Below are 25,100 nucleotides of genomic sequence, written 5' to 3' on the forward strand. Positions count from 1 at the left end.
TATGCGGACCTTACATAACCCTAACCGTCTTGCGCCCTTGCACCGCCAACGCGGAATGGCAACCACCATGGTCATGCTGCTGACTGGCGTAGCACTGACGGCTACAACCATGGGGATGATGTACAGCGTCCGTAGTGCTCAGGATCAGCAAATGGCCAGTCACGCCTCCGTCGCGGCCGAATCCAAGGCGTGGGAGGCCGTAGAACTCGTCCGCAGTTATCTCGATGCAGCCCAGAAAGCAGACTTGAGCGCCATGACAAGGGGACAAACACTTGCGACAAGTGTGAGCGGCCTGACCATCAAGGTATCAGAGCCTTATGATGCAACAACCGGGTACATGGGCCTCACCGTAACCGCGACGGTGGCGGCCAATACACCTGCTGCGTCGAGTTCAACGATCAACGCTATTTACAGCGTGGGCAATGGAAGCGCTCCAACCAACACATTACCCAGCACTATCACGTTTTCGAAAACCTTGAACCTGACAGGCTCCATCAATTTTGTAGGCATGCAAAACACCAAGTTTTCAGTGGATGGAGACGCCAACCTCTCAGGCTCGGTTACAGGGCTTACCAATCTTGAGGCGTCGGGAAATATCTCGATCTCTGGAGGCATTCAGGTAACCGAAGTATTTGCCAACGGCACCTTGAACCTGTCGGGATCAGCCAGCGTGAGCAAAGGCTCCGCCATTAGAGATATCACCAACTCCAGCGGCGGCACTCAAGGCTCGTTGAAAACCAACTCAACCGTTACCACCAGCAATGGCACCACTAACGAGATAAACGCCATAGGTAATGTCGTCATCAGTGGCTGGCCAACAACCAGAACTGTAAATAGCGGTGCCACGGTCACGTGCCCAAGCCAATGGTGGGGTCAGTACAGCTCTATCAACGCCAAAGCTACCAGCGGCTGCCCAACTGCCAACATATCAAACCAAGTACCTGCTGCTACGCTCGTACCCTTGAATCCGATTTCCGTAGCCCGAATCAAGATCGACGCCAATGACTACAAGTCATCCGCCAACTACATCTTCGAGTATGTGAACAACAAGATGCGCGTGACCGTCAGCGGCATCAACGGCGTGACAGACGGCGTTTATTATCTGGGTAGGTATGGTTACCAAAATGACAGAGGCTACAACGACTTCCTCTGCACAACCACAGACGCAAACGGCAACTGCACCACACCCGCCTCGCCGGTGAACGTCAAGACGCTGTGCGAGGGCCAATCGACTTCAAACGGCTGCATTACCTATAGCAACGGCAAATGGACTGTTTCAGGGAAGAGCCTGGCGCCTGGCGTCTTGTGGTTTGACGGCGCATTGGAGATGTCCAACGGACGCTACTACAACACGGTGATTGCCACCGGAAACATCACCACTTCCGGTGACCACAAGCTCTGGTCGCTGAACTATGCAGGCTACAACATCGTTTGTAATAACGACTATCCAAGTGGGTACAAGACCACCGACTTTGCCAATATGTACCCGATTGCTTTCTGCGATAAGACTGCCGGTCGCCTGAAATCCAATGCCCTGGGTAATATCGCTTATCTTTCCGGACTCTTTACAGGGTCCGCATTCAGCGGTGGCGTTATCTCACTAGGAGCCTCATCTGAGGTTTTTGGCTCAATCATGGCCGGCGACACCTTTCTGACCACAGGCAGCAGCACTGTCCATGGATACATCACAGCAGCTGGGCAAGGAAACTCTAGAAACAATGCCTGGGAAGGCTCTACCACCATTGACCTGACCAATGCCCCAAGCACTTATGGCTCAACTGTACCCTCTCCTGGCAATAGTGGCTCAGGGACGGCGACAGCGGTGAAGTGGGCACGTCATCTTTGATTCCACACTGTTCGGTATAGGCGCAGCCGCTGATCGGGGTCGGCGGCACTCTCACAGCAGATGTGATGAGTTTGCCGGCCCTTTCGCGAGCAAGCTCGCTCCCACAATTTTACGAGGCCTGATTGAGCAGCGCTGCCTCAAACAATGAACGCCGACCTTCACTGCAACACTTGGGTTTTACCGCCGTCTGCGTTTCAATGGCGGCCCACGCCACACCGACACCCAAGGACACCTTCATGGCCTCCTCAGACAAGCAGCAAAAGCGCGCCCAACGCGCAAAACTCAAGGCCAAGCAGAATCGCTCCGGCCAGAAGCCGAAGACGTCGGTGCATTCGCTGTTCGATTCGCCGTTGGTCGACCAGCCGTTCGATGACGTGAAAATCGACCTGAGCACCTTTGACTTCCAGGACCTGGTCGAGAATGGCTTCGACCCGGCCGATTACGAAGACCTGTTCGAAACCATGCATCAGGCCGAGGCCATCAGCCAGATCGCGCTGTGCGCAGTATTCCTGCAATACCCGGTGCTGGAACTGGTATTGGCCGAGCAGAACGACGAAGAAGCCACCGACTTCATGATGGGCCTGCTGATCACCTATCGCGCGATTTTCCATAACGAAGACGAAGACACCGCGCTGGAATGGATCGGCACACCGACATTCCAGGCTGCCTACCAGAAGGCTTCGGACCTGCTGGTGATTCGCAACGAAAGCCAACGCCGCGGGCGTTGAGGCTCTACTTTTGACATCCTCCCCGCCCTAAAGGGCGGGGATTCCCACAATTGGACGCTCATGCCCGAGCGCGAGAATGTTTTTTGCGGCGTTGACGTCGCGGCCGTGAGTGACACCGCACCCACAACAAGTCCATTCCCTTTAACGCCCATGAGCTCGCCCACTATCATGAGCTCCGGCAAGCAGAAGCCATCAACCCGAAAGAGCTACTGCGAACATTCATTCTCGGTCCGGTCGCCGAAATGGAAGGCACAGGAATCAAAAACATTGCCCAGAGCTGGTTCGCGGTCCAGCTATCGCGTTATTGGTTATGCTCCCAAGGGATAGACGAGCAGGATGCGTTGAAACTTATCGACAGCGCAGCATTCAAGCGGGACTTGAGAAAAGTGCTCAAGCGTCTCGGAAATGAAGAACCCCTGCGCTGGATATGAGACAGCCTTCTCGAATCACTTGTCAGTCATGACGCTCATCGTCCTTGTAAGCGCTTAGACTCCCTCACTGCTCTTAACTGCACCGGAGGTCTCTGCATGTCTTCGTCATCCAAACAACAGAAGCGCGCCAAACGCGCCAAGGCCAAAGCCAAGCAGTTACGCATCCAGCGTAACAGCGACACCCTGGCAGCTCCCAATGATGACTGGCCAGACAATCATCTCTACTTCGAGCGCAACGCTGAAGACAAGACACGGGAGGTGATACGCATGTTGAACCAGTCGCTGCTCATGCTTATCGAAACCCACCAACCTGACGATCAACTGCCCCGCCCTGTGCGTGAGCTTTTCGAGGACATGCAGGCAGCAGAGGCGACGGATCTGGAAGACATGATCTATCTGGTTGTGGACGGCCCGCTGTCCGAGCCACACCCGGTGCAGAACCTTCTGGACGGCAAACTGTTCCAGGTGATGGCGTTGTATTGGAACTGGTCGGAAGGCCTGGACGAAGATGCCGTAGAGCAACGCATGAAGGCCTACGAGTTCGACTCAGCATTGAGTCGCGTCCTGGCTCCCTACCTCAACTCCGATGAGCAAGACGCCGCGCAAGAGGTCGACGATTACATGGATTCGATCATCGACAGAACGCTTATCGAGGCCTACCTGGAGCTCATGCAAGCCGAAGCTATCAGCCAGGAAGAACTGCTCTTTAAACTACTGCAAAGCCCGTTATTGATGCTTGAGGACGAGTTCGGAGAACCGCTGGATGAAGAAGGCGTGGCCGAAGAGATGGCCAGTATGCTGATAGGTTACTGGGAATGGTCAGAAGATCTCGACGAGACCGATGCAGAGGCGCGTATGACTACAGAACAGTTCGCGCAGGACCTGATACGCGCCACAGAGCGCTTTCTGGCTATATCACCGGCGCCCTGAGAAACCGCAGGAGCTGCTGTAGGAGCTGCTTCAGCAGCGAATAATACAACCTTGTTGCGGCTAATGTTCGCGGCTAAAGCCGCTCCTACGGACCAGTCGGCCCCGATGCGCCGGGGCCGATTGCGGTCAGTTCAGCGCCGCAGCGCCCTGCTCACCCGCCGCCTTGCGGCGCCGTGAAACCAGCAAACCGGTGGCAACCACACCCAGGCTCAACAGCGCGGTGGCGACGATTTCCATGCGGTGTTTTTCCATGAACAACATGGTGATCAGCACGCCGCTGATGAAGATAATCACCGCCCAGGTCAGCCACGGGAACAGCCACATGCGGAAGGTCAGCGGCTCGCCGCTGGCGACCAGTTTGCGGCGCATGCGCAGTTGCGACACGGCGATCACCAGGTACACCAGCAAAGCGATGGCGCCGGAGCTGGCCAGCAGGAACTGGAACACAGCTTCTGGGGCGATGTAGTTGGCGATCACGGTCAGGAATGCCGCTGCGGTCGACAGCATCACCGCCCAGTAAGGCGTACCGGCCTGGGTGGTGCGTTTGGCAACGGCTGGTGCATCACCGCGTTTGCCCAGCGAGTAGAGCATCCGCGAGGCGGTGTACAGCGCCGAGTTCAGGCAGCTGGTCACGGCGATCAAGACGATGATGTCCACCACCATTTTGGCGTTGGGAATGCCCATGCGCTCCAGCACGGTCTGGTAGGAACCAACCGAGGCCAGCAGCGGGTCGTTCCACGGCACCAGCGCGACCACGATGAAGATCGACACCAGATAGAACAGGCAGATCCGCCAGATCACCGAGTTGGTGGCCTTGGTGATCTGTTTCGCCGGGTCTTTGGACTCGGCCGCTGCAATGGTGACGATCTCGGTACCCATGAACGAGAACATGGTGGTCAGAATCGCTGCGAGCACCGCACCCATACCGTTAGGCATGAAGCCGCCGGTGTCGAACAGGTGGCTGACGCCGCTGACCTGGCTGGTCGGCAGAAAGCCGAAAATCGCTGCCAGGCCCAGCGCGACGAAGGCGACGATGGACAGCACTTTGATCAACGCGAACCAGAACTCGAACTCGCCGTAGTTCTTCACACTGAACAGGTTGGTCGCGGTCAGCAGCAGGGTAATGACCAGCGAGTAGACCCAGAACGAGATGTTCGGCCACCAGGCATGCAGGATCGCTGCGGCCGCGTTGGCTTCCAGCGGGATCACCAGCACCCAGAACCACCAGTACAGCCAGCCGATGGTGAAGCCGGCCCAGCGACCGATGGCGCGGTCGGCATAGGTCGAAAACGAGCCGGTGTCCGGAGAAGCCACGGCCATTTCGGCCAGCATGCGCATCACCAGCACCACCAGCGTACCGGCAGCGGCATAGGCCAGCAGCACGGCCGGGCCAGCGGCGGCGATGGCATGCCCGGAGCCGACAAACAAACCGGCACCGATTACCCCGGCAATCGACAGCATGGTGATGTGCCGAGGTTTCAACCCTTGGTCGAGGGTAGAGAAATTTGCGGAATTGCTCATTTAAAGCACCTTTGCGAGACGAGCCAGACACATCGGAGCGCTTCGTAAAAAGAATGCTACGGCGATGTTCTTTATTCTTTACGCAAATTCCGCGCCAGAATGTTCCAAAAACGACGTCGTTCAGGAACCGCCTGACTTACAGACGAAAAAACGATCGAGATCTTTTACGGGGCTGTTCGGGATTTGTTACCGAATACCACAGGCGAACGGGCGTCAACGCACCAGCGAGAAACACTCTGTAGTAACAGGCACTGTTATGGTGCGCAGCAAAACGTAACCACCGGGCACAAGCAGCTTCCCTGTACCGGCCAAAGCTGGCAACATCGCGCCTTTTTTGCGCAAGGCCGTCGGCAATGGGGCAATCCCCCGGCATGAACGGTTTCTGTTGCGGCGACAGTCCCCTGCATCCATGCGACACGCCGCCACATCCTGCACCTTTGGCACTATGGTCCGATTCTGGCGCTATGCTAGCTTGGCGCACGCCAAGGAAGGCCACCAACAAGCAGGAGCGTATCTATCTATGAGGAACCCACATGGCCGAGGCCACGCCCGCCCTGGAAATCCGCAATCTGCACAAGCGCTACGGCAAGCTTGATGTACTCAAGGGCGTCTCGCTGACCGCCCGCGATGGCGATGTCATCTCGATTCTTGGCTCGTCCGGCTCTGGCAAGTCGACCCTGCTGCGCTGCATCAACCTGCTGGAAAACCCGCACGAGGGCCAGATTCTGGTCGCCGGTGAAGAGCTGCGCCTGAAAGCTGCGCGCAACGGCGAGCTGGTGGCAGCCGATAACCGGCAGATCAACCGGCTGCGCAGCGAAATCGGTTTCGTGTTCCAGAACTTCAACCTCTGGCCGCACATGAGCGTGCTCGACAACATCATCGAGGCGCCGCGCCGGGTGCTGGGCCAGAGCAAGGCTGAAGCCATCGAGGTGGCCGAAGCGCTGCTGGCCAAAGTCGGTATTGCCGACAAGCGCCACGCCTTCCCGACCCAGCTCTCTGGCGGTCAGCAGCAACGTGCGGCGATTGCCCGGACCCTGGCCATGCAACCGAAAGTGATCCTGTTCGACGAGCCGACTTCGGCACTCGACCCGGAAATGGTCCAGGAAGTGCTCAATGTCATCCGTGGCCTGGCCGAAGAAGGCCGGACCATGCTGCTGGTGACCCATGAAATGAATTTCGCCCGGCAGGTCTCCAGTGAAGTAGTCTTCCTGCACCAGGGGCAGGTCGAAGAGCAGGGCACACCCCAGCAAGTCTTCGAGGCCCCACGGTCGGTAAGGTGTCAACAATTCATGTCGAGCAATCGTTAAACGGAGCAACACCCATGCAGACGTACAAGAAGTTACTGCTGGCCACCGCTGCCACACTGGCAATCACCGGCAACGCGTTCGCCGAGACCCTCAAGTTCGGCATCGAGGCAGCCTACCCGCCATTCAATAACAAGGACGCCAGCGGCCAGGTCGTGGGCTTCGACTATGAAATCGCTCAGGCCCTGTGCGCCAAGATGAAAGTCGAGTGCCAGGCGGTGACCTCCGACTGGGACGGCATCATCCCGGCCCTGAACGCCAAGAAGTTCGACTTCCTGGTGTCGTCGCTGTCGATCACCGAAGAGCGCAAGGTGGCGGTGGACTTCACCGACCCGTACTACTCCAACAAGCTGCAGTTCATCGCGCCGAAAAGCACTGAGCTGAAAGCCGACAGCGTCGCCACGATCAAGAAAGAGCTCGACGGCAAGACCGTTGGCGCCCAGCGCGCCACCCTGGCCGCCACCTGGCTGGAAGACAACCTGGGCAGCGACGTGAAAGCGACCCTGTATGACACCCAGGAAAACGCCTACCTGGACCTGACCGCCGGCCGCAGCGATGCGATCCTGGCCGACAAGTACGTCAGCTACGAGTGGCTGAAAAGCAAAGACGGCGCGAACTTCGAGTTCAAGGGCAACCCGGTCGAAGAAAACGACAAGGTCGGCATCGCCGTCCGTAAAGGCGACGCACTGCGCGAGAAGCTCAACGTAGCCCTGAAAGAAATCATCGCTGACGGCACCTACAAGAAGATCAACGACAAGTACTTCCCGTTCAGCATCCTCTGATTCGCCCTGCGCCAGCCGCTGCCCCGCGAGGGCGCAGCGGCTGGCCACGGTGGCCTGAAAAAGCCTGCCCATGAACTTCGAACTCCACGAATTCGGCCCGGCCCTTGCGGCTGGCATGCTGATGACCGTCAAGCTCGCCCTCTCGGCCCTGTGCCTGGGGCTAGTGCTGGGTCTGCTTGGCGCCCTCGCCAAAACCTCATCGCACCGCGGCCTGCAATGGCTCGGCGGCACCTATTCGACGCTGGTGCGCGGCGTGCCCGAGCTGCTCTGGGTGCTGCTGATCTACTTCGGCACCGTCAACGGCCTGCGGGCGCTGGGCGAGTTGATCGGTATTCCCGGCCTGGAACTCAACGCCTTCGCCGCCGGGGTCATCGCGCTGGGCCTGTGCTTCGGCGCTTACGCCACTGAAGTGTTTCGCGGCGCCCTGCTGGCCGTGCCCAAAGGTCACCGCGAAGCCGGGCTGGCGTTGGGCATGTCGCGGCCACGGATCTTCTTTCGGGTGGTGATGCCGCAGATGTGGCGCATCGCCCTGCCCGGTCTTGGCAACCTGTTCATGATCCTGATGAAAGACACCGCGCTGGTGTCGGTGATCGGCCTCGAAGAGATCATGCGCCACGCGCAGATTGCCGTGAGCGTTACCAAAGAACCGTTCACCTTCTACCTGGCGGCCGCCTTCATGTACCTGGCGCTGACCGTAGTAGCCATGACCGGCATGTACTTTCTGGAAAAACGCGCCGCACGCGGCTTCACGAGGAGCGCCTGATGAACTGGGAAGTCATCATCAAGTGGCTGCCACGCCTGGCCCAGGGCGCGACCCTGACCCTGGAACTGGTGGCCATCGCGGTCATTGCCGGGCTGATCCTGGCCATCCCGCTGGGCATCGCCCGCTCATCGAAGCACTTGCCGATCCGCGCCCTGCCCTACGCTTACATTTTCTTCTTCCGTGGCACGCCGCTGCTGGTGCAGCTGTTTCTGGTCTACTACGGCCTGGCGCAGTTTGAGGCGGTGCGGCAAAGCGCGTTGTGGCCGTACCTGCGCGACCCGTTCTGGTGTGCGGTCATCACCATGACCCTGCACACCGCCGCCTACATCGCCGAGATTCTGCGCGGCGCGATCCAGGCCGTGCCACCCGGCGAAATCGAAGCCGCCCGCGCCCTGGGCATGTCGAAGAACAAGGCGCTGTTCTACATCATCCTGCCCCGCGCCGCGCGTATCGGCCTGCCGGCGTACAGCAACGAAGTGATCCTGATGCTCAAGGCCAGCGCCCTGGCCAGCACCATCACCCTGCTGGAACTGACCGGCATGGCCCGCACCATCATCGCCCGCACCTACCTGCCGGTGGAGATCTTCTTCGCGGCGGGGATGTTCTACCTGGTGATGTCGTTCTTGCTGGTGCAAGGCTTTAAATTGCTGGAGAAAGCGCTGCGGGTGGACATGACCCACGGGCGCTGATCAAGCTGGCGGCACGCATACCCCGTAGGAGCTGCTTTAGCAGCGAAAAGCTTCGCGGCTGAAGCCGCTCCTACGGGGTATGCCACCGTACCCATCGCCCTCCACTCTTCTTCCGCTGAGCGGCCCAACCACCATGTCCACCTCCGACTTGCTCAGCCGCTTCCAGGCCCTGGACCGCTTCCTCATCGCGCACCAGGCACTCTGGCGACCCAAGCCCTTCACTGAACTGCGCCTGCCATGGGAAGCCACTTACACACAGCTCTCGCAATGGCTGCGCAGCCGCACACTGGAACAAGCCGAAGCCGCACACAATCATCCCGAACACCTGCAAGCCCCACCGCCGTTCAGCCAACTGGCCGCCCAGGCCGTGGCGCTGGCACAGGCTGACGAGTTGCCCAGCCAACCGCTAAGCCCGGTGGAGCCACGCCTGAGCGTCGATGTACCCGGCCGCAAATGGCAACAGATCGAAGCCTTCGCCAGCCACCTGAACCTGCCGGCAACCCCGACCCACTGGCTCGACTGGTGCGCCGGCAAAGGTCATCTGGGTCGCCGCCTCACTGGCCTCGGTCAGCGCCTGACCTGCCTGGAGTACGACCCGGCATTAGTCGAGGCCGGTCGTGAGCTGAGCCTGCGCCATCGGGTCAATGCCCAGCATGTGCAGCAAGACGTGATGGCTGCCGAGACCGCCAGCCATCTGCACGCCGACCACACCGCCGTCGCGCTGCATGCCTGCGGCGACCTGCATGTGCAATTAATGCGTCTGGCCAGCGCCACCGGCTGCCCGCAACTGGCGATTGCGCCGTGTTGTTACAACCGCACCGCCAACGCGCATTACCAGCCGTTGTCGCAGGCGGGGCAAGTGTCGGCGCTGCAACTGTCTCGGGATGACCTTGGCCTGCCATTGAGCGAGACCGTCACCGCGCCCGCCCGGGTACGTCGCCAGCGCGACCTGTCGATGGCGCGGCGGCTGGGCTTTGATCTGCTCCAGCGCCGGTTACGCTGTGTGGACAACTATTTACCCACCCCTTCGCTGCCGGTCGCGTGGCTGGCGAAACCTTACGCCGATTACTGCCATGAACTGGCCGCCCGCAAACAGCTGCCCATACCAGGCCCGCAAGACTGGGCTGCACTGGAGGCACAAGGCTGGCAACGGCTGGCAGAAGTCCGGAATCTGGAGCTTGTGCGCAATTTGTTCCGTCGGCCGCTGGAGATGTGGCTGGTGCTGGACCGGGCACTTTACCTGCAAGAACAGGGCTATAACGTGCAACTCGGCACCTTCTGCGCCACTGAACTGACCCCGCGCAACCTGCTGTTGATTGCCCGACAAATGACCGCACAACCTGTGGATAACTCTGTTGATTAAATTCCGGAAGCTGGGGAAAACGTCTGTAGAAAGTGCCCGACAATACCGGGCTTTCGGCGTGTATTCAAAGTCAAGCCCGTTCTGGCTCAATGGTTTGCGGCCGGGCGCTGCTCAGAACCCGGACCGCACATCAGAAAAATTTCATGTTTACGGAACTTGTGAATAAACCTGCAAACATGCGGCCATCAGGGTTGCTCGACGCACGCCAGTGAGCGCTCCACCATCACTCTGGCCATCTCCGCCATGTGCATCGACGAGAACGCCAGGCTGCGCTGGGCACCGCTAAGCCCCTCGCCCAACTCACAGGACGTCGCCGCCGCGCAGCGCAGGAAATCCAGCGCGTGAAGCAGTGTGGCCTCAAGATGCGGAGGGATAGTGGCGGGGTTGTTTTCTACAACGTCGGTGGCGGGCAGGTAATGCGCCAGGGCGCGTTCTACGATGGATTGATTCAAGACAGGAAGCAGCGTCTTGCTGCCGGGTTTATCGGAAGTATCGTTGACCATGTGCTTTAGCTCCTTACAGTGAGCTGCCACCTGATCACGACTAAACGATAGGGTGGCGGCTGTACGCAGGTTAGTCGTCCGGTGAGCTAAAACCGGTGCATCCGAAGATGCCCTGGCACAGCCGCCATAGAACGTTGGCCTTTGAACAAGCCAACGGAACGGCGGCGCTATGCGCTTTAACTCAATGCGGGCGACTAAACCCGTTCACCGGAAATCGGTGACTGGCGCAGACTAGAAGCGCATTGGGCGGGGCGCAAGCGGGTCGGGATTCTGTCGGAAATGTCTGTCAAAAGAAAGGGACGCATCCCGCAAAAACGTCCCGGAAACCATTGCAAATCATCACCGCAGCCCGCGATCAGAACTGATTGAGCTTGAGTTGCGTCGGCGCAAACGAGCGGCCTTTGAGCTTGCTCAGTGTCAGCCGATAGACACTGGACTTCACCTGGCTGCCCATCGGCGTCTCTTCAAGCAGAATGCGGTTGGTGGCAAACACACAGCCGGTTTTGAGCATCTGGTACTTGAGCTGATAGTAACCGGCGTCCATCCGGGCAAAACTGAACTGCTCACCCGGCGGCACATAGGCATGCCGAAACGCATTGCGCCCCACCGCATCAGTGACCTTGGCATACACCGCCGAATCGCCACCGCGGTTATCCACCACAATCTGCGACCAACCATTGTTCCTCAGCAACGGCATGCCCTGCAGATAACCCGCATCCAGCGGCCACGCCGCCCCCAGCGGGTCCAGCGCCGGCGCCGCACACTCAGGCTCGGCCGGCACAGGCGGCGACACCGGCAACACACGCTCGACCAGTTCCGGCTCCGACGCCGGACGGACATACACCGGCAACGCCTCGGTAGGCGTATACGACAGCCTGGCGTTGTGGTCATAGCCCATCCACGCACCGGCCGCGCAGAAAGTCATGAACAACAACACCCAACGCACCAACGTGCGCCGCCGCCGACGCTTGGAAACCGGCTGCCCGCCACCCGCAGCCGAAGCAGGCCGCGCCTTGGCCGCCCGCGCAGCAGGCGCCGCCGCAGACGAACCGGCCTGAGCCGCCGCCGCATACACCGCCGCACCCTGGCGGCCCTGCACCACCACCGCCTGAGCCCTCTGCTGACGCCGCTCCTGCTCCAGCAGTTGCGCGTCATACAACAACCGTCGCGCCGGATTGGCCAACACCTCATGCGACGCATTGACCCGGCTCATCAACTCCGACGCATCCTCAGCCGGATTGCGATCAGGATGCAGCTGCTGCGCCAGCTTGCGATACGCCCGCTTGATCTGCTCAGGCGTCGCATCCCGCGCAACGTTCAACTGCTCGTAATGGGTGAGGGTATTCTGCATTGCACCTGCATTCCATGGCCACATGCCAGCTCGGCAACTGTATCGGCCTGAAACGCCAGAGCTTCAATGCCCGACGACCAGCGACACCACATGGCGATTTTTTCAAGCTAATCAGGCAGGTAGGCTTTACAAGCGCGCCAGACTCTATATACTCCTTCGCCATTGCCGGTATAGCTCAGTCGGTAGAGCAACTGACTTGTAATCAGTAGGTCCCGAGTTCGATTCTTGGTGCCGGCACCATACAAGGTTGCAGAGAAGGCTTTGAAAATCTCTGGAATCCACGAAAACCCGCCTTCTGGCGGGTTTTTTCGTTTTGGGGTTTTGTCGGATTCTGAGGTTGCCAGCGCCAATTAAGAGTCGTGCGCCAGATACACCGTACCTCGTAGCCCTGCAGCAACCTACCCGCCTGGCCGAATATTGCGCCAACCTGTGCCCGCCTCTTTCTGCTGGAAAGAGACGGGCGCTTCTACCACTGCTGCAGCCCTGATCATATGGCTTTGCGGCATTCCCCCTCGTGACAAACGCCGATGTCACCAGCAACAGCCCGGCAGATGATGGTGCCGCAGACCAAGGAATGGACTGCACCTGACTGACAGTCAGGCATGTCCCGGTCATCGCATTGCTGCTTGTACCAGGCTCAGCAGGTTTCGTCAGCCAGCGCAGCCTCCACCCGCTCACCGGCAAAGGTGCTCAGGGGGCCGGATCATGAGATGCCTTTGCTCCCGGACTTAAGGAGTCGCCAGTCCCGCGTTAGAGGGCATCCCCCAGGTCGAAGGGGCCTTGATCCCTGATAACACTCAGCATTCTTGGCGGGGTGACGTGGGGAAAACTAAAGCGTGGCGTGCCATAGTCGAGTCAAGTAATCCTTCGGAGATCCTAGCCATAGCAAAATATAAGTCTCTCAACCTAAATGGCATGGACTTCACACCGGGTAAGCCACAAATTTAGGTTGGAGGAGAGCCAGCGGGTGATGGCAATCTGCTTGCAAGCTGCGACAGACCATGGCTTCATAGATTCATGTCGGTCAGGGAGGATCGCTGGCGTCTAACCATTCCCTCTGCCCGTTGGAAATCAAGCGGATGGGCGAGTGAAAAACGTGGCCACCAACAAAAACTTTACAGAAAAAACAAATAACGACAGTAAAGAAGTCGGGTTCCATTACCAATACTATTACTTCATTTATCGACTACTAAACTTAAAGTCTGGCCAATCCGTTGGACTTGAAGTCAAGGATGACGTGCATACAGATTTAGACAATGACACCCAGCTACTATTCCAGCTTAAACACACGGTCAAGAAAACAAATTCAGGAGACACGACGGCGCTAACCGAGCTTGACGAAGACCTTTGGAAAACTCTTCATAATTGGGCAAAAATAATATCCGACAGCGCGGCAAAAAGGCAGAAAAAATCAGAGCAAATTAAATTTGTCAAGCGCTCGGAATTCCACTTAGTTACAAACAAAACAGAAAGCAAGAAGAATACATTTTTATTAGAGCTAGATAACTTTAAATCCTCTAAAAAGAGCTTTGACGAACTGCGGAACCACATTGAAACCCTTTGTAAAAAAACAAAAAACTCTGACATTGAAAACTATATAAAAATCGTTTTAGGCCTTGAAAATGAAGTGCTATCACTATTCCTTAGCAGAGTCCATCTTGAACTAGCGCTTGATGACCTTCATGCCTTAATTAAGCAATCAATCAGAGAAAAGATGATTGAGAAAACAAGGGTAAATCTTGTTTTCGAGCGCCTGGACTCCAACATTAGAAGTGACAACTACATAAACATCAAAAATGGTGAAAAAATTGTTTTGGACTTTGACTCGTTCTACTCACGTTACAGAAGTATATTTTCATCCTCGCGAGAACCATTACAACTGAATAAACCATTCAAACCCGCATATCCAGAAGATGTTTTTGCACAGACATTTGTCAAACAACTTATAGCAATTAACGCTGTAAAAAAAGAAGATCTAGAGCGTGCATTCGAACTTACTACACAACGGCTTAAAATAGCTCGCTTTATAGAAGACTGGCACCAATCAGGGGAGCTTGTTACAGATGAAATTGAAGCCTTCCACGGTGATGTAAAAGGAAAATGGAGAAATGCCTTTGAACACTGGTGCGAAGACTGCCTAGATCATGAAACGGTCGAAAAAGCAAAATCACTACTCTATGAACTCCGTAAAATCGAGTTCTCAATTGCTAACAGCGCGCTGAATACCGAATTAAGCAACGGTGAGCTATATCACCTCTCTGATGAAAATCTGATTGGATGGCACCGTGACTGGAAGATCATATGATGGAAGACAAAATCAGGCTCACCAATGGATTTTGGGATGGCTATAACAACATTGGTATTGGAGTTGTCGCTCTTGCATCAACACTTAACTATCTGGGTAGAATTTCCGTCCCCAAAGCCCTACTAGTTATTCCCTTAGTAGTACATCGCCCCACATTATCGTACATGGCACATAAAGGAACACTAGTGCGCGGCTCCGCCGCTCTAGTTTCAGGGCAGCCTCAACTCTTCGCCAATTTTAATGGGCGATTTGAAAGCAATCTCCCACTATCTCTAAACTCTATTCAGTTATTGGTTCATCTTGGATACGCGCGACTTGGTGAAAAAATCGTGCTTAAGGAAAGATTAAACGTCGGCGCGGAGTTCGGGCAACGAGCTCATAAAATCAATCAAGCATCTGAAAAACTTGCTGAGATGTTGAGCGAGCCCGATGAAGAACTCTACCTCAACTTCAGAGTACAGCTATGAACTTTGGAATAGATTCGATAACTCTTTGGTCTAAAGAAGAAAAAACGCACTCGCTAGAATTCAAAAGAAACAAAGTAAATATTATTACAGGTGAAAGCCAGACTGGAAAGTCAACTTTATTGAAGATCTTAGATTACTGTTTCCTTGCGAGCGATCATGACATACCCCATGACGTAATCAATGACAACGTCAGCTGGTATGGGATAAAGTTTTACATAACTGATAAAGAGTACTTTCTAGCTCGTCGCAGCCCAAACGGAAATATAGTTTCCACCGAGTATTTTTTTTCGTCTATCGGTGAAATACCTAGTACACCTGTAGCCACCATAGATCAAGAAGATCTAAGGAGAATTCTCGAGACTGAGTTCTCAATCGATGACAGAATTAAAATGCCTTTCGGCGGAAGGGTAATAAAATCTGGATCAAAAGTATCATTTCGATACTTCTTCTTATTCAATACCATATCTGATGATATAATATTGAACAGTAAAGCTTTTTTTGACAAACAGGAAATAGACCGATATCGCGAGGCACTTCCAAGGATATTTGATCTTGCACTAGGTATTGATGATCTAGAAAACATTATTGCTCGCGAACGTAAAGAGCAACTTCAAAGAGAGATCGCAAAGCACGAGCGGAAAAAAACTACGATCCTGGATAATCAAGGTAGCTTCGCAAGCGAGATTCGTGAGATCGCATCAAAGGCAGCCGAATTCGGACTTATACCAGAAGTCGATAAGGATGTAACTGCAGTTAGCTTACGCGATTCATTAGCTAACACGAATATCACACCAAATTATGATGCCTCAACCAAACGGCGCGCTGATGTAACCAGCGAGTTATTCTCAATAAATAGACAAATACGAAAATACTCTCAATTCACCGAAGAATATAAAAACTACAAATCGACGATAAAGAACTCGCAAGACAGCCTTAAACCATTAAGAATCTTAATGGATCGCTCAGGAGAAGTCATTAAATCATCCATATTCGACGAATTAATTAGCAGTTTACAGGTTGACCTAAGAACAATCGACGAAGCAATTAAGGCTCGAAGACCAGTTGAAAGCCAGGTAACCGCAGCTGTAAAAAAACTTCAGGACCGCAAGCAGTCTCTACAAGAAGAATTGCAAGTCCTTCCTGAAGTACCGCGTTCATTCAAAGAACTTCAAGACATGTGGGTATTCCTAGGCGAAGCGCGAGGAAAACTAAGTATCTACGCTCGAATTGATGATAAGCAAACAAACAAACACGTACCATTTGATACATCCAACCTAGCTAGTGAGCTAGACTCAATCCAAGTCAAGGATGTTGAGTCAGAGCGGGCAGCAACAATTAACCTTATCGATGAGGTGGCTGCAGCACTCATGCTGGAAACTGGTACAGCGCTTGAAAACTATGCCACATGGTATGCCAGCTTTAACTATAAAGAAAAGAAAATTCAACTTAGAAAACCAAAGTCCACGCTTATTGAAAACGTAGGCAGCAGTTCAAATCACATGTTCCTACATTTGATTCATTTCTTAGCACTGCATGAAGTAGCGCTAAATAAAAACTCAAAGTTCATCCCTAGCTTCTTAATCATAGACCAGCCAAGCAGACCGTACTGGGGAGATGACGAAGAGTCTGATCCGGAAAATTTGCTTCATAGCGATCGAATTAAGATAAGAACAGCATTTGAGATGCTCGACAATTTCATTGCCAGGGTGAACAAAGAATATCAAAAAGAATTTCAGATCATCGTCTTTGAGCATGTACCAACGTCAATGTTCGGTGACATGAACAACACCCACCTACTACCTGTATTTAGAGGCGGCACTGCACTCATACCGCCCTCATGGAAGAACAACCAATCAGGCAAATGAAGGACAACAAGCGTTGTACTTCTTATTAGAAGTACGGCGCACGCCACTATATTCAAATTGTTTTATAGTCCATAGCGCAAGACTGAAACACTAAACCTCATAAAAAACAAACATGGGAAAACCAAAGGAAGATTATGAATTGGCTAGAAATCGCACAAACCAATAAAGATGCTTTTCTCGCACTTGCTGCTATAGGTGCTTTTTTAATGACCGGAATAACAGCCCTACTTAGTTTCATAGGTCTAATAAAATCCAAGCGAATTGACATGCAGATCAAAGAGCAAGAAACGGTCAGAAAATTCCTAGAAGATGGAATGATAGGACTCGGAGAAAAAATGCATGAGGTATTAGCTACGGCTACAATCTTGGTAACGAAATTTGAAAACCCACCTGTACAGCCTCACGCTGAATATATAACCTCCATACAAAAACATAAGGCTCGAATCGACAGTGACAAAAAACACTTAATAAAAGCCAAAGCCGTATATCGATATAAACTTTACGGAATGGAAGAGGGTATTTCCATAATTGCTAGAGTAGGAGATTGGGTCAAGGGGCTAAATAACAACATCCCCCTAGCCAGAAAGCTCTTGAAGGAAGCAGATGAAGTTCGAAAAGACATTGATAGAGAGTTACTAAAATGCTATCGAAAAGGCACTTATCCTTCGTGGTGGTCAAAGCGTAGAGTTAGTAGGAGAGTCAAAAAAATCAGGCTCCTTTGGGATAGAAGAAATATCTAATCGCACAGCACACTAATATCTATCAGACTAGAAAACACTGCATCAGGCAATTCCGGTTCGATGCCACAAATAGTCATCAAGAGCTAATTTATTTATGGCGACGCTATGAGGTACATCCAAAAAACCAAAAAATTCCAGCCCCGCGAATCCCCTGACCTCACAGCAAGAAACCGTTCGTCTGGTGCCGCACCATATTCAAAAGCCCCGCTTCGCGAGGCTTTTGCGTTTCCGAGACTCTGAATTCTCTTCCCCATCCTTTCTCCAACGTCCACGTGCTGCCCACGCCCCGCTCAAAATCCGACCTGCCCAGCCTATTGAAATCAGCCTCCCAACTGTCCACCCAAAAGCGACAATCATTCCAATTCCAGCCAATTACTCTCCCGGCAAACACTCTTTAAGCTCTCTCCCATCACATCGGCACCCCGCCACGCCGAACCCGTTACCCCTATCTCCCAGCTTAAGGAATCCAACCATGTCTACCGCCCAACCAGCCCTGACCAAGAAAACCGCCAGTTTCGGTGTCGCCTGGGAAGGTCTTTACGGTTACGTCCAGGCCGTTCAGGTCAAGGACACTATTTACCTGTCTGGCCAGCTCAGTCATGACCGCGAAGGTAATCTGGTCGCTCCTGCGGCTCTGGACAGCTCCGGTAAGCCGGCTGACTTCTCCACGATGGAGGCGCAGATGCAGCAGACCTACGTAAACATCGTCGATCTGTTGGCGGAGTTTGGTGCGACGCTGGATGACGTGGTGGAAGAGACGATTTTCGTCATTGATGTACCAGCGGCCTTTGCGGCTGCGGGCAAGGTGCGTAAGGCATTTTATGGCGCAGACATCCCGCCGGTGGCCAGCAACCTTATCGGCGTTTCCGGTCTGGCGTTTCCAGAGCAACTGGTCGAAATCACCATCCGGGCGGTGGTCGCGTAAATTATCGATGCCCTCTCCCAAAGGCCGAGCGTTCGGACAACGCTCGGCCCTGCTGCGGTCTTCAGATGCGGCTTGAAGCTGCGCCTGATTTGATCACCCTACCCGCACTACACGCCCCCAAACCACCCATCCCGCCCCAGCACAACTCCATTGAACTCACGCCGCCCCACCCACTCCCTCTCTCAAGCAGCACCCAAAAATCCAAGAAGGAGTTCACCATGAAAAAGGTATTTCGCGCTGGCGCCCTGAGTCTGTTCGTGGCCATGGCCAGCACCACTGCTTTCGCCGCAAGCCCTGCGGCGTTTGTCGATGACGCCTCGGCCAAAAGCATTGCGGAGATCGAGAACGGCAAGCTGGCGGTGGAGAAGAGTCAGTCGGCTGATGTGAAGACGTTTGCCGAGATGATGATCAAGGATCACACGGCGGCGAATGAGAAGCTCAAGGACATTGCCGCCACCAAGAAGCTGGAGGTCAGCGACGACGCCGAGCTAATGGACAAGGCCAAGAAGATGATTCTTGAATACCGCGATGCATCCTTCGACAAGGCATATGCCGAGAATCAGGTCACGGCGCATGAGCAGACCATCAAGCTGTTCGAGGATGAGGCCAAGAACGGTGACGATCCCGAGGTGAAGGCCTTTGCGGCAGAAACCCTGCCCAAGCTTAAAACCCATCTGGAAGCGGCCCGGAAGCTGGCGACCAGTCATGGCGGCAAGGCCGAGTAATTCGGATTACCCCGCTTGAACCCAGCAGCCCAGGCTCATACCTGGGCTGCCTCCCTCCTCTGCCCCTCAAATCCAGCCCAGCCAGTTCCAGTAAGTGCTGGCGAATACCATCAGCAACACATAGCCCACCAGCGTGACGACGATGCCGACCCTGGCAAATTGCTTGGGGGTGAAGGTGTCGGTGCCCAGGCAGACCATGTTCTGCGGGGCGTTGATTGGCAGGATAAAGCCAAAGCTCACCACAAAACCGAGCAACATGGTCATGCCGATGCGGCTGAAGTCGCCGGGCAGGGTCAGCAGCACGGCCATGAGGATTGGCAGCAGCGCCGAGGTCAGTGCGGTCGCGCTGGCGAAGCCCAGGTGGATGAGGATCAGAAAGGCACTGAGGATGGCGAACACGCCGAGCGGGCCGAGGCTGTCGAGGCCGGTGTGGGCAACCACTTGGGCGCCCAGCCATTGCCCGGCCTGGGTCGTGAGCAGTGCGGTGCCCAGGCTGATGCCGACCCCGAACACGATCACCGTGCCCCACGGGATGCGCGCTTGCAGGTCTTTCCAGGTCATCACGCCGAAGCGCGGCAGCAGCAGGATCACTAATCCTGCGTAGGTGGTCGAGGTGGTGTCGAAGGCGTGCAACCGGCCTTCGCTGGCCCAGGCCAGTAACAGCAGCAGCGAGACACCGGCCAGGCGTTTTTGCGCGCCGCTCATGGGGCCAAGGTCGGCCAGGCTTTGGTTTACCGCGGCCATGCCGCCGGGCACGCTGTCGCTCTCGGGCGGCAGCATTTTCAGGACCAGGAAGATCAGCACCAGCGACATGATCAGCGCCCACGGTGCGCCAGCGATCAGCCAGTCGATCCACGACACTCGCTGGCCGAGCATTTTGTCCATGAAGCCCACGGTCAACAGGTTCTGCGCGGCGGCGGTCTGGATGCCGACGTTCCAGATGCTGGTGCCGTGGGCGACGATGATCATCAGCCCGGCGGCGATGTTGGAGCGTTGGGCGACGCCAAATGCGGCGATCACCCCGACCATGATCGGCACCACGCAGGCACTGCGCGCCGTGGCGCTGGGCACCAGCAGGCTGAGCAGGATAATCACCAGCATGGCGCCGAACAGAATCCGCCGGGTGCTGGCGCCGACCTTGCTCAGGGTCAGCAGGGCGATGCGGCGGTCCAGCCCGGTGTGGGTCATCGCGGCGGCGATGAACAGGGCGCCGACCACCAGCGCCAGCGCCGGGTTGGAGAAGCCGTTGAGGGCCATGCTGATGCCGGCCGATGAGCCGTAGGTTTGTGCCGGGTCTTGCAGGGTGGGTGCGGTGCCGATCAGCAAGGCCATGAGCGAGGTGATCATGATGGCGCTGGCTTCGTAAGAGACCGCTTCGGTGACCCAGACGGTGACCGCAAAGGCCAGGATCGCCAGCATGCGTTGGCCTGCGACCGGCAGTGCGGCGGGCAGCGGCAGCAACAGCACGATCAGCATGGCGACTACGGCGACGATCAGGCCGGGCGGAAAGCGTACCGGCTGAGGCGGGGTTGTGGGTGAGGGGGTGTCGTTCATCAGCGTGCTCCGTCTGGCGCCAGATGTGCGCTGGATCAACGATACGCGTGATGGAGGTTTTGGCACTGACACGGGTCAGGTGGGGCTGTGTTGGTAGATAAAAGCGCAGCCGAAGCCCCGACCGCCGCACAGCACCGGGCCCCGTAGCTGCTTGGCAGCGAAAAGGCTTCGCTGCTGAAGCAGCTCCTACGGAGGTCCGAGGGTATACAGGCAACCGGCCCCGAATGGGGGCCGGCCTGCCTGCCGGTTATTTGATAAACCGCACCTGGCTGTTGATCTTCTCGATCACCGAGCCTTTGCGCTCGTTGAAGCGGGCCTTGTTCTGTTCGAACAGGTTGTTGCCCTTGGTATCGATAGAGATGATCAACGGCCCGAACTCGCGTACACGGTTGACCCACAAGGTCTCGGGCATGCCGAGGTCTTGCCATTCGGCGCGTTCGATTTCTTCGACCTGGGTCGCGGCCAGTACTGCGCAGCCGCCAGGGAACACCGCATGCACGGCTTTGTTTTCCAGGCAGCCGGTGGTGGTTTCCGGGCCCATGCCGCCTTTGCCGACGATCAGTTTCACGCCGGTTTCTTCGATGAATTGCTTCTCGAATTTTTCCATCCGCATGCTGGTGGTCGGGCCAATGGAGACCATTTCAAAGCTGCCGTCGTCCTTGGTGCGCACGATCGGACCGGCGTGGAAAATCGCACCACCGCGCAGGTCCACCGGCAGTTCACGCTTGAGCTCGATCAGGCGACGGTGCGCCACGTCACGGCAGGTGACCAGTTGCCCGGTGAGGTACACCACATCGCCCACGTTCAGTTCTGCCAGGTCTTCATCGCGGATCGGCGTAGAGAGGATCTTTTTCACAGGCGCGCTATTCACAGGACCACTCCTTCGTGGGACAGGATGTCGTAAGACAGGTCGGCATTGATGCGGATCTTGCCGCGGCGGTGTGCCCAGCATCCGGTGGACACGGCAACACCAATGGTCGATGGGTGGCGGGCGGAGGATTCGATGTTCACGCCCATCACGCTGCTGTTGCCGGTCAGGCCCTGCGGGCCGATGCCGATTTCATTGAGGCCGTCTTCGAGCAGTTTTTCCATCAGCGCAGCGCTTTCGTTGGGGTGGCTGGAGTCCACTTCACGCAGGATCGCCCGCTTCGACAACCGCGCAGCGGTCTCGACCGAGGTCGAGACGCCCACGCCAACCAGCAACGGCGGACAGGCGTTGACGCCCCGAGAGGTGATCACGTCGAAGACAAATTCGGTCACGCCTTCGTAGCCCTGGCCCGGCATCAGCACCTTGGCCGAACCCGGCAGGGTGCAGCCGCCACCGGCCATGTACACGTCCACAATGGCGTGGTCGGCATCGGGGATGATTTCCCAGTCCAGCCACGGGATTTTCGAGCCGGTGTTGGTGCCGGTGTTTTTCTCGATAAAGGTTTCCACCGCGTTGTGGCGCAGCGGCCCTTGAATGGTCGCTTCCTTGGTAGCGTTTTCCAGAATGCCTTCCAGCTCGCTGAGCAACGGAAAGCGCGCACCAGCGGAGATAAAGTACTGGATCACCCCAGTGTCCTGGCAGCTCGGACGGTTGAGCTTGTCGGCGTATTCCTGGTTGTCGGCCATCGAGTCGTATACAGCGATGGCCAGCGGGTTGGTTTCTGCGGCGCGCAGTTTGGCGGTTTTTTCTTTCACGTCTTTGGGCAGACGCTTGCCGATATAGGCGGTGAATTTCGCCATTACATCGGTCAATGATTCCACGGCCAGTTGTTTATCCACGGTTTATCTCCTCACATCACAAGGCTGTCATTTCTGGTTTTTATTCATGAGTTCAGGCTGGCGGCGGTGCTGCCGCTGGTCACGCTGCCGGGTTCGGCATGCGGGCGCTTGGCCAGGCTCGGGGCGGCAGTGCTGGCTTCGGGTTCCAGCTCCGGCACGGGCTGGCCGTCGAGCACTTTGTTCATGCGCTCGTGGTCGAGGGCGCCGACCCACTTGGCGATGGCCATGGTGCCGACCGCATTGCCGATGGTGTTGGTGATGGCGCGGGCTTCGGACATGAAGCGGTCCACCCCCAACAACAGCACCATGCCGGCCACCGGAATGCTGCCCAGCGAGGCCAGGGTTGCCGCCAGGGTGATAAAGCCCGAGCCGGTGACGCCCGCCGAGCCTTTGGAGGTCAGCAGCAGCACGCCCAGTACGATCAACTGGTCGGTCAGCGACAGCGGTGTGTTGGTGGCCTGGGCGATGAAGATCGCCGCCATGGTGTAGTAGATGCACTGGCCGTCCGGGTTGAAGGTCAGCCCCGACGGGATTACCAGGCCAACCACCGGCCGCGACACGCCGACTTTCTCCAGCTTGGTCATCAGTTGCGGCACCACCGACTCCGACGAGCTGGTGCCCAGTACGGTGAACAGTTCCTCTTTGAGGTACTTGAGAAATTTCCACAGGCTAAAGCCCGACAGCCGGGCAATGAAGCCGAGCACGAAGACCACGAACAGGAAACAGGTGATGTACATGGTCGCCATCAGCTTGCCGAGCGACACGATCGAACCCAGGCCGTATTTGCCAACCGTGAACGCCATCGCGCCACAGGCGGCAATCGGCGCAACGCGCATCACCAGGCCGACGATGTAGAACATGCCATGGGAGAAGGTCTCCAGCATGTCCACGAACGGTTTGCCGCGTGGCCCAAGGTGCGACAGGGCGATACCGAACAGGGTCGAGAACAGCAGGATCTGCAGGATTTCATTCTTGGCAAAGGCGTCGGTCACGCTGGCCGGAATGATGTGCAGCAAGAAGTCGGTGAAGCTGCCAGAACCACTGGCCGCTGCGGCGGTGTAGCTGGAGATGCTCTTGATATCCAGCGTCGCGGGGTCAACGTTCATGCCCACACCGGGCTTGACGAAGTTGACCACGATCAGGCCCAGCACCAGGGCGAAGGTGGAGAGGATTTCGAAGTAGATCAGCGCCCGCATGCCGACGCGGCCAAGCTCCTTCATGTTGTCCATCTTGGCGATGCCAAGCACCACGGTGGCGAAGATGATCGGCGCGAAGACCATCTTGATCAGTTTGATGAACGCATCGCCCAGGGGCTTGAGATCGGTGCCGACCTGGGGCCAGAACACACCAATCAGCACACCGGCAGTCACGCCGATCAATACCTGGATATACAGCTTGCTTAAGAGTCGTAAGACCATTGCCTTCTCCGCATTATTTTTGTGTCGGATGTACGGGCGGCCCGGTTATCCAGTGGCTGAGTCAGCGGCCACTAATAACCCGGATTTTTTGTGGTTAATCACGGGAGAGAAAGTTACTGGTTTTTCAGAAATGCGGTAATACAATGAAATTCACTTCATTGTTGCTTACAGGTTAATGATGAACCCGGTATCGGAACTCGGTTTTTTCACCCTGCTGGTCAAGCTCGGCAGCCTGGCCGCCACTGCCCGCGAGCTGAATCTCACCCCGCCAGCGGTTTCCAAACGTCTCGCGCAAATGGAATCGCGCCTCGGCGTGCGCCTGCTCAACCGCACCACGCGCAGCATCAGCCTGACCGCCGAGGGCGAGACGTACCTGGTCAACGCCCAGCGCATCCTTGGTGAAATCGAAGAGATGGAGCGCCAGGTGTCCAGCAGTCGGGCAGCGCCCAAGGGGCTGCTGCGGGTCAACGCGCCGTTGGGGTTTGGCCGTACCCATGTGGGGCCTGCGGTGTCCAGCTTTGCCAAGCGTTATCCGGAGGTCGAAGTGCAACTGCACCTGACCGACCGGCCCATTCACCTGCCCGATGACGCGATTGATGTGGCGGTTCGTTTCGGTGAATTGCCCGACTCACGGCTGATTGCACGCAAGATCGCCAGCAACCGCCGTCTGCTGTGTGCCGCACCGGAGTATCTGAAAGCCTGCGGCACGCCAGAAACGCCCAGAGACCTGGCGCAACACACCTGCATCGTGCTGCGCCAGAACGAGTCGGCCTTTGGCAGTTGGCGTTTGAGCCGGGGCAAGCACAGTGAATCGGTGAAAGTGCGCGGCAACCTGAGCACCAACGACGGTGAGGTGGCGCTGAACTGGGCACTGGATGGCCACGGCATTCTGATGCGTGCCGAATGGAACCTGGCCGACCATTTACGCAAAGGGCGGCTGGTGGAAGTGCTGCAAGAGTACGAAACACCGCCGGCCGATATCTACGCGGTGTACCTGGAACGGTTGAATCTGTCGGCCAAGGTGTCGTGCTTTATCGAGCACCTGCGTGAGTATTTCCAGCGCCGGGCCGGTGAGCCGGATGGCAGTTTGGGGGGATGGAGATGATCGCGAGTGCTACACCTC

At 56.3% G+C, this 25,100-nt stretch carries 22 protein-coding genes, 1 tRNA gene and 1 pseudogene; 16 read left to right on the forward strand and 8 right to left on the reverse strand.

All coding sequences use genetic code 11. The features are described 5' to 3' along the window. The first annotated feature begins 67 nt into the window (after positions 1–67). The gene (locus NJC40_RS04325) at positions 68–1,846 is read left to right on the forward strand and encodes a hypothetical protein (protein WP_253140023.1); all 1,779 of its coding nucleotides are present in this window, start codon (positions 68–70) and stop codon (positions 1,844–1,846) included. A gap of 236 nt (positions 1,847–2,082) precedes the next feature. Then, entirely contained in the window at positions 2,083–2,574 is a 492-nt protein-coding gene (locus NJC40_RS04330) for a hypothetical protein (RefSeq protein WP_253140021.1), read from the forward strand. Between the two features lie 27 nt (positions 2,575–2,601). On the opposite strand, the pseudogene NJC40_RS04335 reads toward NJC40_RS04330, so the two are convergent. Then, positions 2,602–2,685 (reverse strand): annotated as a pseudogene (locus NJC40_RS04335) (hypothetical protein); the annotation flags it as partial. Positions 2,686–3,101: 416 nt separating this feature from the next. Here NJC40_RS04335 and NJC40_RS04340 point away from each other — a divergent pair. Further along, complete coding sequence (locus NJC40_RS04340; RefSeq protein WP_253140019.1) at positions 3,102–3,935, forward strand: hypothetical protein; 834 nt, start codon at positions 3,102–3,104, stop codon at positions 3,933–3,935. A gap of 126 nt (positions 3,936–4,061) precedes the next feature. Here NJC40_RS04340 and gabP read toward each other — a convergent pair whose 3' ends face one another. After that, on the reverse strand, positions 4,062–5,456 hold the full coding sequence (gabP, locus tag NJC40_RS04345; protein WP_045484559.1) for a GABA permease: 1,395 nt from the start codon (positions 5,454–5,456) through the stop codon (positions 4,062–4,064). A 533-nt stretch (positions 5,457–5,989) separates the two neighbouring features. Here gabP and NJC40_RS04350 point away from each other — a divergent pair. From NJC40_RS04350 to NJC40_RS04370, 5 genes are all read left to right on the forward strand, one after another. Next, positions 5,990–6,763, forward strand: a complete 774-nt coding sequence (locus NJC40_RS04350) for an ABC transporter ATP-binding protein (protein ID WP_045484562.1) — start codon at positions 5,990–5,992, stop codon at positions 6,761–6,763. A gap of 14 nt (positions 6,764–6,777) precedes the next feature. After that, positions 6,778–7,542: an ABC transporter substrate-binding protein gene (locus NJC40_RS04355; protein WP_045484565.1), complete on the forward strand. Its 765-nt coding sequence runs from the start codon at positions 6,778–6,780 to the stop codon at positions 7,540–7,542. 70 nt (positions 7,543–7,612) lie between these two features. Further along, complete coding sequence (locus tag NJC40_RS04360; protein ID WP_253140017.1) at positions 7,613–8,305, forward strand: ABC transporter permease; 693 nt, start codon at positions 7,613–7,615, stop codon at positions 8,303–8,305. Next, positions 8,305–8,994: an ABC transporter permease gene (locus NJC40_RS04365; RefSeq protein WP_045484571.1), complete on the forward strand. Its 690-nt coding sequence runs from the start codon at positions 8,305–8,307 to the stop codon at positions 8,992–8,994. The genes NJC40_RS04360 and NJC40_RS04365 overlap by 1 nt, the downstream gene beginning before the upstream one ends. Before the next feature lie 133 nt (positions 8,995–9,127). Next, the gene (locus NJC40_RS04370) at positions 9,128–10,357 is read left to right on the forward strand and encodes a methyltransferase (RefSeq protein ID WP_253140015.1); all 1,230 of its coding nucleotides are present in this window, start codon (positions 9,128–9,130) and stop codon (positions 10,355–10,357) included. Between the two features lie 185 nt (positions 10,358–10,542). Here NJC40_RS04370 and NJC40_RS04375 read toward each other — a convergent pair whose 3' ends face one another. Both NJC40_RS04375 and NJC40_RS04380 read right to left on the reverse strand, forming a co-directional pair. Next, positions 10,543–10,860 (reverse strand): DUF6124 family protein, encoded by a 318-nt coding sequence (locus NJC40_RS04375; RefSeq protein WP_253140013.1) that lies wholly within the window; start codon positions 10,858–10,860, stop codon positions 10,543–10,545. 355 nt (positions 10,861–11,215) lie between these two features. After that, on the reverse strand, positions 11,216–12,211 hold the full coding sequence (locus NJC40_RS04380) for a J domain-containing protein (RefSeq protein ID WP_253140011.1): 996 nt from the start codon (positions 12,209–12,211) through the stop codon (positions 11,216–11,218). A gap of 164 nt (positions 12,212–12,375) precedes the next feature. Here NJC40_RS04380 and NJC40_RS04385 point away from each other — a divergent pair. The 7 genes from NJC40_RS04385 (at position 12,376) to NJC40_RS04415 (ending at position 19,238) form a co-directional block, all read left to right on the forward strand. After that, a tRNA-Thr gene (locus NJC40_RS04385) sits at positions 12,376–12,451 on the forward strand. An 856-nt stretch (positions 12,452–13,307) separates the two neighbouring features. Next, entirely contained in the window at positions 13,308–14,516 is a 1,209-nt protein-coding gene (locus tag NJC40_RS04390; protein WP_253140010.1) for an ABC-three component system protein, read from the forward strand. After that, a complete protein-coding gene (locus NJC40_RS04395) occupies positions 14,513–14,983 on the forward strand; it encodes a three component ABC system middle component (RefSeq protein WP_253140007.1) in 471 nt (156 codons plus the stop codon). Before NJC40_RS04390 ends, NJC40_RS04395 begins: the two co-directional genes overlap by 4 nt. After that, complete coding sequence (locus NJC40_RS04400; protein ID WP_253140006.1) at positions 14,980–16,848, forward strand: DUF3732 domain-containing protein; 1,869 nt, start codon at positions 14,980–14,982, stop codon at positions 16,846–16,848. The genes NJC40_RS04395 and NJC40_RS04400 overlap by 4 nt, the downstream gene beginning before the upstream one ends. Before the next feature lie 134 nt (positions 16,849–16,982). Beyond that, positions 16,983–17,588 carry a hypothetical protein gene (locus NJC40_RS04405; protein WP_253140004.1) on the forward strand — a complete coding sequence of 202 codons (606 nt, stop codon included), beginning with the start codon at positions 16,983–16,985 and terminating at the stop codon, positions 17,586–17,588. A gap of 472 nt (positions 17,589–18,060) precedes the next feature. Continuing rightward, positions 18,061–18,513 carry a RidA family protein gene (locus NJC40_RS04410; RefSeq protein WP_045484588.1) on the forward strand — a complete coding sequence of 151 codons (453 nt, stop codon included), beginning with the start codon at positions 18,061–18,063 and terminating at the stop codon, positions 18,511–18,513. 218 nt (positions 18,514–18,731) lie between these two features. Beyond that, a complete protein-coding gene (locus NJC40_RS04415; protein WP_253140003.1) occupies positions 18,732–19,238 on the forward strand; it encodes a DUF4142 domain-containing protein in 507 nt (168 codons plus the stop codon). A 66-nt stretch (positions 19,239–19,304) separates the two neighbouring features. On the opposite strand, the gene NJC40_RS04420 is transcribed toward NJC40_RS04415, so the two are convergent. From NJC40_RS04420 to NJC40_RS04435, 4 genes are all read right to left on the reverse strand, one after another. Further along, positions 19,305–20,792, reverse strand: coding sequence for a DASS family sodium-coupled anion symporter (locus NJC40_RS04420; RefSeq protein ID WP_253140001.1), 1,488 nt, complete (start codon positions 20,790–20,792; stop codon positions 19,305–19,307). Between the two features lie 247 nt (positions 20,793–21,039). Further along, a complete protein-coding gene (gene ttdB, locus NJC40_RS04425; protein ID WP_045493943.1) occupies positions 21,040–21,648 on the reverse strand; it encodes a L(+)-tartrate dehydratase subunit beta in 609 nt (202 codons plus the stop codon). An 11-nt stretch (positions 21,649–21,659) separates the two neighbouring features. Continuing rightward, positions 21,660–22,559: a L(+)-tartrate dehydratase subunit alpha gene (gene ttdA, locus NJC40_RS04430; RefSeq protein WP_084709880.1), complete on the reverse strand. Its 900-nt coding sequence runs from the start codon at positions 22,557–22,559 to the stop codon at positions 21,660–21,662. Positions 22,560–22,603: 44 nt separating this feature from the next. After that, the gene (locus NJC40_RS04435; RefSeq protein ID WP_253139999.1) at positions 22,604–23,977 is read right to left on the reverse strand and encodes a dicarboxylate/amino acid:cation symporter; all 1,374 of its coding nucleotides are present in this window, start codon (positions 23,975–23,977) and stop codon (positions 22,604–22,606) included. 178 nt (positions 23,978–24,155) lie between these two features. Between NJC40_RS04435 and NJC40_RS04440 the strand changes: the two genes are divergently transcribed. Continuing rightward, complete coding sequence (locus NJC40_RS04440) at positions 24,156–25,082, forward strand: LysR family transcriptional regulator (RefSeq protein WP_045484600.1); 927 nt, start codon at positions 24,156–24,158, stop codon at positions 25,080–25,082. Positions 25,083–25,100 lie beyond the last annotated feature (18 nt).

Source organism: Pseudomonas sp. 21LCFQ02 (assembly GCF_024129895.2).
Classification (GTDB): domain Bacteria; phylum Pseudomonadota; class Gammaproteobacteria; order Pseudomonadales; family Pseudomonadaceae; genus Aquipseudomonas.